Genomic DNA, 9,130 nt, shown 5'->3' with positions numbered 1-9,130 from the left:
GTCGCTGTCCCCCCCGTCCCGGCTGTGGGCAGGTACGCTGCCGGGCGTGAACGGCGAGAACGGTGGTGGCCCGGCGGCGTTGGAGCGGCTGATGGCGCTGGCCGTCTCCCTGCGGCGGGTGAACGGTGAGATGAACCGGCTGACGGACGCCTTCGCGACCGCCCATGGACTGCACGCGACCGACGTGCGCGCGCTCGCCGCGGTCCTGGACGCGGAGGAGCCGGTCACCCCGGGGATGCTGCGGATACGACTGGGGCTCACGTCCGGCGCGGTGACCGCCTGTCTCGACCGCCTGGAGCGCGCCGGTCATATCCGCCGTAACCGGGACGAGGCGGACCGGCGGGTGGTCCGTGTCGAGTACGTGGACGAGGCGCGCCTGGCCGCTCGGGCCTTCTTCCGCCCTCTGGCGGTCGCGGGGGAGCGCGCGCGAAGCCGGTTCGAGGACGAGGAACTCGACGTGGTGCTCCGGTTCCTGGACGCCTTCAGTGAGGAGATGGCTCGCCTGGAGGAGCCTCCGCGACCAGCGGTGTGACGGAGCGCGGGGTGGGTGCGGCCGAGGGCACGGGCATCGCCTACCATCCGAATGTCTCAATCCATCAAGATAATTGGCCCGTCAGTCGCCCCGTCGAGACCGCGGATGTGTCCTCCATGCCCCGCACTGCCCGCCCCGCCCGGTCCCCCCGCGCCGCCCGTCTGCTGACCCCACTGCTTCTCCTCGTCGCCTGGCTGGGTGTCGGCGGGATACTCGGCCCGTACGCGGGAAAGCTCGGCGAGGTCGCCACCAACGACCAGGCGGCGTTCCTGCCCCGTACCGCCGAGTCGACCCGGGTCATCGATGCGCAGGAGGATTTCCGGCAGAGCGACGCCGTGCCGCTCGTCGTCGTGTGGACCGCACGCGGGGGCGGCCCGCTGCCGGAAACGGCGCGCGCCGACACCGGCGACGCCCTGCGGGGGATCGACGGCCCACGCCTGCTCGCCGGGAACCCGTCCCCCGCCCTCGTCTCGGACGACGGCCGCGCTCTGCGGGCGGTGGTGCCGCTGCGGACCGACCTCGACGACGGCCTGGCGGACGCGCTGGACGAGATCGGGGCAGAAGCCCGGACGGTGCCCGGAACCACCGTCCATCTCGCGGGCCCGGCCGCTGCCCAGGCGGACCTCAAGAACGCGTTCTCCGGGATCGACGGTCTACTGCTCGGCGTGGCCCTGGCGACGGTGCTCGTCATCCTGCTGCTCGTCTACCGCAGCGTCCTGCTGCCACTGCTGATCATCGTGGCCGCCGTGTTCGCGCTCGCCCTCGCCTGCGCGGTGGTGTACGCGCTCGCCGAACGGGGGATCGTACGGGTCGACGGTCAGGTCCAGGGAATCCTGTCGATCCTGGTGATCGGGGCGGCCACGGACTACGCGCTCCTCCTGACGGCCAGGTTCCGCGAGGAGTTGGAGCGGGGGGACGACCGTACGGTGGCGATGCGGGCCGCCCTGCGCCGCTCGGCCGGTCCGGTGCTGGCCAGCGCGGCCACCGTGGCGCTGGGGCTGCTCGCGCTCCTGCTGAGCGATCTGACCAACAACCGGGCTCTGGGCCCCGTCGGGGCCATCGGTATCGTCTGCGCGGTCGCGGCGGCGCTCACCTTCCTCCCTGCCGCGCTCGTCCTCCTCGGCCGGGCGGCCTACTGGCCCGCGCGGCCCCACCGGAACGACCAGGAGGCGGCGACCGGGGCGCACCGGATCTGGCGCCGGATCGCCGACCTCGTGGACCGGGCACCGCGCCGGGTCTGGGCCGTCACCCTGGCGGCGCTGCTCGCCTGCGCGGCGTTCGCCCCCAACCTGACCTCCCGCGGAGTGCCGCTGGACGAGACCCTCGTCGGCGACGCGCCGTCCGTGACCGCGCAGGCCGTACTCGCCGAGCACTTCCCGGGCGGCTCGGGCAGCCCCGCCGTGGTGGTGGCGCGCGCCGATACCCTGGAGCCGGTCGCCGCCGCCGCACGACAGGTGCCGGGCATCGCCACCGTCCTCCCGACGACCGCCGATGGTGCCCCCGACGGCCCGCCGCTGATCGCCGACGGCCGGGTACGGCTGGACGTCACTCTGTCCGACCCCGCCGACAGCGAGGCGGCCGAACGGACCGTCACCGCGCTGCGGGAGGCCGTTCACGCGGTGCCCGACGCCGGCGCGCTGGTGGGCGGGGTCACCGCCCAGCGGATCGACACCCAGCGGACGGCGGCGGCCGATCGCGCCCTGATCGTGCCGGTCGTCCTGGCGATCATCCTGGTCATCCTCACGGCACTGCTGCGCTCCCTGCTGATGCCGCTGCTCCTGGTGGCGACGGTCGCGCTGAACTTCTTCGCCACCCTCGGGGTCGCATCCCTGGTCTTCACCCACCTTCTGGGCTTCACCGGCACGGACGCCTCGGTGCCGCTCTACGGATTCGTCTTCCTGGTGGCGCTCGGGGTGGACTACAACATCTTCCTGATGTCCCGCGTCCGCGAGGAGTCGATCCGCCTCGGTACACGGGAGGGCTTGCGCCACGGATTGGTGGCGACCGGCGGGGTGATCACCTCGGCCGGGGTGGTGCTGGCCGCGACGTTCGCGGCGCTCGGGGTGATCCCGCTGGCGTTCCTGATCCAGATCGCCTTCATCGTGACCTTCGGCGTTCTGCTCGACACCTTGGTCGTCCGCTCCCTGCTGGTCCCCGCCCTGGTGCGGAGCCTGGACGAGCGCGCTTGGTGGCCCGGGGACCCGGCCGGTTTCCGTCGTTCCGGTCCGTAGCCGCCCGGATCCGCCCCGGTGGCGAACTCGCTCTTGCCACCGGCCGCACGCTCCACACCGTGATGGACCCATGCCCGGCCCTGCGCCCCCACTCCACCCGGGTCGACCTGACCGGCCTCGACGCCCGAGGTCTCACACCCCGCCGCCCGCGCCGACAGGCATGATCGACCCGCCGTACGGCCCTCCTGCTCCCTCAGACGGAGGCCGTGGCACGACCCGGACCGGTGGCGGCATTCCCCGGCAGCGGACCCGGCGCCGGGGCCATGACCTGGCAGGTCATCGATCCTGCCGCCGGCTGGGGAGGGGTACGAGGCAGCGGCCACGGCGGCGTTTCTGCGCGAGGCACAGGCCGCCGGCGAGCGGACCTGACCCGGAGACGGCCCCCGGCCCCCTCCGATCGGCGGCAGAGCCGACACCCCTGAGCATCCGTCACCGGCCGTGTACACACACGACGTTCGCCTCGGGCGCGCCGGTAGCCCACCGGAACGAACCGACTGCCTCCGAAGCTCCCCCGTCCCCGTCCCCCGCCCCCGCCACCTGCGGCCGGGCCTTGGACGTTTCCCAGGTGCGGCCACGGGTCCTGGCCGCGGTGGGGCGCTCACTCACCGAAGAGGCCTCGCAGACCGGCCCGTGCTGCCACCGCGATCGTGAACGAGTCCGTGATGACGTCCGTGGCGATCATTCGCTGAAGTTCGGCCCAGGACACGACGGCCGACTTTCTGATGCCCTCGGCCCTGTCGAGCGGTCCGGTCCGCGAGATACGGGCGGCGTACAGCTCGACATCGTCACCGAGGAGACCGGTGTCCGCGTGGAACCGGCCCAGCGGAATCACCTCCTCGGCCTCCGCCCCGATCTCCTCCCGAAGTTCCCGGGCCACGCTTTCCGCCCCGGAGATCCCCGGTTCTCCCATGCCTCGCGGTACCTCCCAGTGCCAGGACCGTGTCGCATGCCGGTAGTGCTCGATCACAACGATCGCGTTGTCGGGGCCGAGCAGGGGCAGGATCACCACTCCAGGGCCCGCCCGGGTGGGGACCACACGTGTGTACAGCCCCAGGGCGCCGCCGGGAAACCGCACCGCGTCTCGGACCAGCGTGATGAAGCGATCGGAGTAGACCACTCCGACCCGGTCCTCCGCGCCCTCCGTACCGTCTTCCGAAAGGGTGCGCCGTGCCGCCCGGATCTCGTCCGGATCAAAGAGGATCTCGACACCGTCAGGACAGTTGCGAAACAGCTCCGGCCTGGTCCGGCGCAGAAGCTCGTACGCTGTCGTCATCGCTCTCCGGCTTCTCGTCGGGCGCGGGTTCCGCAACACTTCGGCGGGCTCCGGTACTCGATGTCCCCGGCGTGCGGGACCCCGAGGTATCCGGTTCCCGGCGTTCCGCTCAGTATTCCGGGATTTCCTGGGTCGTCGAGGACCCCGTCGCGGCCCCGGCCGCCCGCGTCTCACGGTACCCCGGCAGTCGCCGGACCAGCTCCTGAAGCTGTTCCCACTCCCGCACACTGTCGAAGCGGATGGCTGCGATCTCCCGCGCGAACTTCTGCTCGCGCCGCCCGGCGGCACGATTGCGAAGGATCAGTTGCACGGATCCACCGTAGGCACCCGCGACCGCACCCCCCAGACTTCCGGTGACCGCCCAGGCGCCGTCACCGGTTACCGCCGTGATCATCGATCCGCCGATACTGACCGCCACCTCCACCACAGGCGCCCATCGGGTCTCGCCGGAGGCGTCCGACCGACGGCGTTGCGACAGGGCGACAATCCTGGAGTTGAGTCCGACGTATCCGCTGAACACCTGGTGCACACGCTCCTGGAACGTGCCTGGGTCCGCCACGAGGGTGTCGAAGGCAGACATGTACACCTGCCATTCGTCGGTCTGCCGCAGCGTCCGGACATCCTCCAGATCCAGCGCATCGATGCCGGCCGGGGTCAGACGGTCCTGCACGGTGGCAAAGATCTGGCGCTGCAGATACCGCACCACCTCCTCCGGATCCCGTATGACGTCCTGGGACGTCTGCACGCGAAGATCCCGCCACTCCTGGAGAATCACACGGCGGAGGCTGTCGGCCGGCGTGAGCGGGTACATTTCGAGGGCATCGGCCAGGTTCACGTTGTAGATGAGGTCGAGGAGTTGCTTGATCTCTCCGGCGAACGGCTTGCGCCGGTCGAACCTGCCGTCGGACACCCGCGATCCCGGGAGGGAAACGAACCGTTCGTACAGATGGTTGCGCGTGACGAGCGCGCCCTGTGTGCGTAACTCATTGCTGCTCTGGACCACTTCGCCGATCCGCTCGGAGAACGGACCGAGAAGGTCCGCACGGACACCGAGTTGAGAGGCCAGCAGCGGGATGTCCTTCGCGGTCAGTCCCTGCACCCGGGCCGCGAAAGGATTGAACAGTGCACTCCGGGCATCACGGACGTTCTCCTGGTCATTCCAGGACATGCGCACACATGTCATCCGCTCGCCGGACGGCATGCTCTCGACCGTGTCACGCCAGGCATTGAAGCCCGCCTCGTCCAGGTCCATGCCGGCGGGCCGTTCGGTGGGCTCCCGCTCGTTCAACAGGAAGGGGATGAGTGCCCCCTCGGCCAGCAGCTGCTGGTGCGCGCGCCGGGCGGAACCGCCCTCGACCAGATCGCGGCTCATCGCCGGGTTGTTGTAGAAGAAGACCCGGTTGGCCACCACCTGGCGGGTGTTGATGAGACTGCGGAAGTACTCGGCCCGGACATCCCGCTCCCGCTCCGCCGCGACCTCCCGGAAACCCTTCCCTCGCCTCACCATCTTCCTGGTCAGCTCGGCTCCGGCCCACTGATTGTCCAGCGACTGCGCGAGCACCGCGCCCGGCAGTAAGCCGTCGGGCCGCACCCGTACCACCCGGTCCTGCGCCGCCTGCCCGTGTTCCCCCGACATGACAACCTCCGGATGATCTACCGCGACGGCCGGGTACGCAGCCGGCGGATGGGCGGACTTCACCCCGTGAACCCTCTGCGAGCAGCCCAACCAGGCTGTCTACCACAACACGTGACGCCCCGCGGGTAGCCGGATCCTACCGTCTCGAACGATCGAATGCCGGGGGAACAACAAGGGACCGCACGACCCGGTACAGCCCGTGAACGGGGTGCGACGGCCCGCCGCGCCGGACCGGATCACCCCCGCCCCGAGACCTGGCACGACCAAGACGCCGACCGGGCCGACGAAGAGGCCCCTGGCCACCGCCGTGGCCTGGCTCCACCCCGCACGCAGCCCCGGCCAACGGGGCGGTGTCCCGTAGGCGGCCGGGAGGAGTCGGCTGAAGTGGGCGGGGTCGGTGAAACCCCAGCGCGCGGCGATGGCCTGGACCGGCAGGGAGATCATGTTGGGGTCGGACAGGTCGCGGCGGCAGCGTTCCAGACGCCGGTGGCGAAGAGCTGCCGCAGCCCCTCTGACAGCCCCCGCTGCGCGACGAGGAGCCGCTCCATCACGCTCTCCCGCAGGCGCGCGAAGTGCCCACGGGGGTCGTTCCGGCGCGGGTCGATCAGCAGCCGGCCGCCCGGCGGGACAGGGGCGCATCGCACGCTCGCACCGGCACCGCGGCAACCCGCGGATCGGCCATCAGCACAATCCCGTCGTTCATCCCGTGATCGTCCCGTTCCCGTTCCCGCTCGCCCAGCCCTCGCGGCCCCGTGCACGGAAGCGCAGACCCAGTCCTGCGCGCCCCCGGGAGGGTCACGACGTGCCGTCCACTCCCGCCAGGCGGAGAGTGAGGAGCATGGACGTCGATCGCGCAGTGGAGGCCCTGTACGCACTTGATCCAGACTCTTTCACCGCCGAGCGGGCCGTCTACGCCGCCAGGCCCGCCGGGACCGTGACCCGGAGGCCGCCCGGCAGATCACCGCGCTGCAACGGCCCGTCCTCGCAGCCTGGGCCGCGAACCGGCTGGCCCGCGCCGACCGGCCCGGGGCGGAGCGATTCCTCCGGCTGGGAGCGGAGCTCCGGACGCTGGACCGAACGCAGCTGTGCGAGCTCGGGCACCAGCGGCACCAGGTGGTCGCCGCGCTGGCCCGCCGCGCGGCGGACTTCGCACGCCAGGCCGGCCATCCGGTCACCGACCCCGTCCGGCACCAGGTGGAGCAGGTTCTGTACGCGGTCCTCGCCGACCCGGAGGTCGCCGATCTGTGGTTCCGGGGCCTGCTCGTCGCCGTCCCACGTGCCCCTTCCGGATTCAAGACGCCTCGGCCGCGACGGCGGAGCAGCAGGCCGTCGCGGACGCGGATCGGGCCCGTCGCACGGCTGCTGTGGAGAAGAGCCGCCTGGAGCGCCTGGGCCCAGCAACGGGACAACTCCTGATGACGGCACGTCGGCGCTTGTTACGGGGTGCGGCGGGCGGAGCCGGATCGGAGACCGTGATCGCCGGAAGGGGCGTGCGCGGACTCGGCTCGACGACGTGCTGGAAGCGGGTGGAGCGCTGCCCGGGCCCGGTGAAGGTCGCGTTGTCCTGCATGGTGACAGGGCCGGATACCACGATGATCGCCCGAGTGCCGGCACCCGTCACCAGCTCGCTGCTCCTGATCACCGGCCGCCGCCCTCGGTGCCACGCCCGACGTCCTGGCGGCCGGCGTTGCGGGCCCAGAGGATCAGTGGAACCTGGAGGGGAAGCCTCGCGTAGGCGATGGCTTTCGCGGTCGTCGAGCGGTGACGCCAGTCGTAGGCCATCTTGACGTTCGCCGGGAACACTCCGACCAGGAACAGGGCGGTGGCGTGGGCGCTCACCCTTCGGGTCGCTGGCAGCGCGAGACCGGCAGCCAGAGCGAGTTCGGCCACGCCGCTGGCCTTGGTCCAGGCCCGGGGGCTGCCCGGCAGAGAGCGCGGCACAAGGGAATCGAACTGCCTGGGGGCTGCGAAGTGCGCGATGCCCGCCGAGGCCATCAGGCCGGCGAGCAGAAGCGCGGAACGGGCAGAGGGCATGGGATTCCTTCGGTCAGAGGCGGCAGGAACAGGCGTCCGGGCAACCGATCGTTACCGGGCAGTAATTATGCTGTCGCGGATCCCTCCCGTCATGCCATCGGCATCAAACGCGGGGATGTGCTGGAGCAGCAGGCTGCTCCGAATCCCCACCTGGAAAAACAGCTAGCCCGGATGATCGCCCCGAGCGTCCACCGGATCGCCCACCAGGTCGAGATCGAGGCCTGGCGCCTTGTCCCACCCACGAAGCGGTGGATCACCATGGCAAACAACGTTGTCTGCCCTGCTCATCGTCAGGCACACGACCAGACCGTGCCAGCCAACCTGCGGTTCACCGTCCGCAGCATGGACTGGGACCGCAGGCACCGCGGCGTAGGGCCGTGCACCTAGATGCGCGAACCCCGCGACGGCACATCCCGGGCGGTCGCCAACATCAAGAACTGCGGCTGCACGACCGTTCTCTCCGACGGCATCGCACGAAACATCACCACGCGCTTGCCGGTCATCACCGGCAAACGGGTCACCGTGACGGTCACCGCGCGCGCCCCGCTGGTCGTCGAAGCCGAAGTCGGCACCACGTATCCCGGCAACCTCATCGCAGGCGGAGTTCACTTCATGGCCCGTGCTGCGGCGGCCGTAGCGGCCCGCCGCTGAGCTAACCCGGGAACGCGCATTGCGGCAGGAACGCGACACAAACCGGACGCGACCTGCACGGTGCGCGGCATGACCACCAAGAACACCACGAAGAGCACGGCCCCCGGCCCCCGCCATCGGACATCCCCACCATTGGCGCCGCCAGCCGCCCCGGGACACCCACGGAGACGATCAGGCTATCCAACCACCTCAACATCGAGGGCCGCAGCTACCTGTCCGGCGCCACGATCCGGGTACCCACCGACTGCGCGTGCCGTCTGCGTCTGTCTGGCTACGTAGCCCGTACCTGATGACCGTGCCGTACAGCCTCGCCGCCGCCGACCCCGTAACGGTGCTGCTCATGGCTCGGGGAACATCCCCGCGTGGCGGGAGCCCTTGGTGGGCCCGGCCGCGTATCAGGTTTTCCCGAGGCGCCGTGGCCGCATCTGCGCATCACCCACGGGCCAGGCGGCCCTCGGGCACGCTGATCTGGGCCCCGAGTATCGACGGACAGCCCCGCTGGTTCCTTGGCCTGCTGATTGCACTGCGCCCGTCGGGATAGATCAGATGTTGACAAGCCCCTGCTGAAGAGCGCTGCATCGGCCTGCCAGCAGGGACGGTCAGACCCGCTCCTGGTGGTGGACGCCCACTTCTCGGTTCTCGACAGGAGGAACGGGAACCTTCAGGATCCAGTAGTCGACCACCTTCAGATCCACCACATTCCGCAACGGCAATCCGACGATCACTGCAGCGGCAGTATCCCGGCGGACTGCGTGAACCGGAGTTCATAGCCG

Annotated in this window: 12 protein-coding genes; 5 read left to right on the top strand and 7 right to left on the bottom strand. The window is 70.6% G+C overall.

Annotation, left to right across the window (positions count from 1 at the left end; all coding sequences use genetic code 11):
• Positions 1 to 4: 4 nt before the first annotated feature.
• Together ACFXG1_RS27285 and ACFXG1_RS27280 are read left to right on the top strand one after the other, a co-directional pair.
• A complete protein-coding gene (locus tag ACFXG1_RS27285) occupies positions 5 to 532 on the top strand; it encodes a MarR family winged helix-turn-helix transcriptional regulator (protein WP_384744961.1) in 528 nt (175 codons plus the stop codon).
• A 116-nt stretch (positions 533 to 648) separates the two neighbouring features.
• Positions 649 to 2,763 (top strand): MMPL family transporter, encoded by a 2,115-nt coding sequence (locus tag ACFXG1_RS27280; RefSeq protein WP_384744953.1) that lies wholly within the window; start codon positions 649 to 651, stop codon positions 2,761 to 2,763.
• 598 nt (positions 2,764 to 3,361) lie between these two features.
• On the opposite strand, the gene ACFXG1_RS27275 is transcribed toward ACFXG1_RS27280, so the two are convergent.
• The 5 genes from ACFXG1_RS27275 to ACFXG1_RS27255 form a co-directional block, all read right to left on the bottom strand.
• Entirely contained in the window at positions 3,362 to 4,036 is a 675-nt protein-coding gene (locus ACFXG1_RS27275) for an NUDIX hydrolase (protein ID WP_384712946.1), read from the bottom strand.
• Between the two features lie 109 nt (positions 4,037 to 4,145).
• A complete protein-coding gene (locus ACFXG1_RS27270) occupies positions 4,146 to 5,735 on the bottom strand; it encodes a hypothetical protein (RefSeq protein WP_384712943.1) in 1,590 nt (529 codons plus the stop codon).
• 36 nt (positions 5,736 to 5,771) lie between these two features.
• Positions 5,772 to 6,116, bottom strand: a complete 345-nt coding sequence (locus ACFXG1_RS27265) for a hypothetical protein (protein ID WP_384712940.1) — start codon at positions 6,114 to 6,116, stop codon at positions 5,772 to 5,774.
• Positions 6,113 to 6,316 (bottom strand): hypothetical protein, encoded by a 204-nt coding sequence (locus tag ACFXG1_RS27260; RefSeq protein WP_384712936.1) that lies wholly within the window; start codon positions 6,314 to 6,316, stop codon positions 6,113 to 6,115. The genes ACFXG1_RS27265 and ACFXG1_RS27260 overlap by 4 nt, the downstream gene beginning before the upstream one ends.
• Positions 6,317 to 6,581: 265 nt before the next feature.
• Positions 6,582 to 6,773, bottom strand: a complete 192-nt coding sequence (locus ACFXG1_RS27255) for a hypothetical protein (protein ID WP_384712933.1) — start codon at positions 6,771 to 6,773, stop codon at positions 6,582 to 6,584.
• 12 nt (positions 6,774 to 6,785) lie between these two features.
• Here ACFXG1_RS27255 and ACFXG1_RS27250 point away from each other — a divergent pair, with 12 nt between their 5' ends.
• Entirely contained in the window at positions 6,786 to 7,088 is a 303-nt protein-coding gene (locus ACFXG1_RS27250) for a hypothetical protein (RefSeq protein WP_384744950.1), read from the top strand.
• 222 nt (positions 7,089 to 7,310) lie between these two features.
• Here the strand turns inward: ACFXG1_RS27250 and ACFXG1_RS27245 are convergent, their stop codons facing one another.
• Positions 7,311 to 7,706: a DoxX family protein gene (locus tag ACFXG1_RS27245; protein WP_384712927.1), complete on the bottom strand. Its 396-nt coding sequence runs from the start codon at positions 7,704 to 7,706 to the stop codon at positions 7,311 to 7,313.
• A 117-nt stretch (positions 7,707 to 7,823) separates the two neighbouring features.
• Here ACFXG1_RS27245 and ACFXG1_RS27240 point away from each other — a divergent pair, with 117 nt between their 5' ends.
• Positions 7,824 to 8,093 carry a hypothetical protein gene (locus tag ACFXG1_RS27240; RefSeq protein WP_384744948.1) on the top strand — a complete coding sequence of 90 codons (270 nt, stop codon included), beginning with the start codon at positions 7,824 to 7,826 and terminating at the stop codon, positions 8,091 to 8,093.
• Complete coding sequence (locus ACFXG1_RS27235; protein WP_384712922.1) at positions 8,094 to 8,357, top strand: hypothetical protein; 264 nt, start codon at positions 8,094 to 8,096, stop codon at positions 8,355 to 8,357. It abuts the gene before it with no gap.
• A 599-nt stretch (positions 8,358 to 8,956) separates the two neighbouring features.
• On the opposite strand, the gene ACFXG1_RS27230 is transcribed toward ACFXG1_RS27235, so the two are convergent.
• Positions 8,957 to 9,082, bottom strand: a complete 126-nt coding sequence (locus ACFXG1_RS27230) for a hypothetical protein (protein WP_384712919.1) — start codon at positions 9,080 to 9,082, stop codon at positions 8,957 to 8,959.
• Positions 9,083 to 9,130 lie beyond the last annotated feature (48 nt).

Source organism: Streptomyces sp. NPDC059248 (genome assembly GCF_042753905.1).
Taxonomy (GTDB): Bacteria; Actinomycetota; Actinomycetes; order Streptomycetales; family Streptomycetaceae; genus Streptomyces.
The sequence above is the reverse complement of the archived record's forward strand: the minus strand, read 5'-3'. Positions and strand labels throughout refer to the sequence as shown.

Excerpts from the sequence above, each read along its gene's own strand:
- ACFXG1_RS27280 (WP_384744953.1), top strand. The coding sequence starts at position 649 with ATGCCCCGCACTGCCCGCCCCGCCCGGTCCCCCCGCGCCGCCCGTCTG.
- ACFXG1_RS27275 (WP_384712946.1), bottom strand. The coding sequence starts at position 4,036 with ATGACGACAGCGTACGAGCTTCTGCGCCGGACCAGGCCGGAGCTGTTT.
- ACFXG1_RS27265 (WP_384712940.1), bottom strand. The coding sequence starts at position 6,116 with ATGATCTCCCTGCCGGTCCAGGCCATCGCCGCGCGCTGGGGTTTCACC.
- ACFXG1_RS27245 (WP_384712927.1), bottom strand. The coding sequence starts at position 7,706 with ATGCCCTCTGCCCGTTCCGCGCTTCTGCTCGCCGGCCTGATGGCCTCG.
- ACFXG1_RS27235 (WP_384712922.1), top strand. The coding sequence starts at position 8,094 with ATGCGCGAACCCCGCGACGGCACATCCCGGGCGGTCGCCAACATCAAG.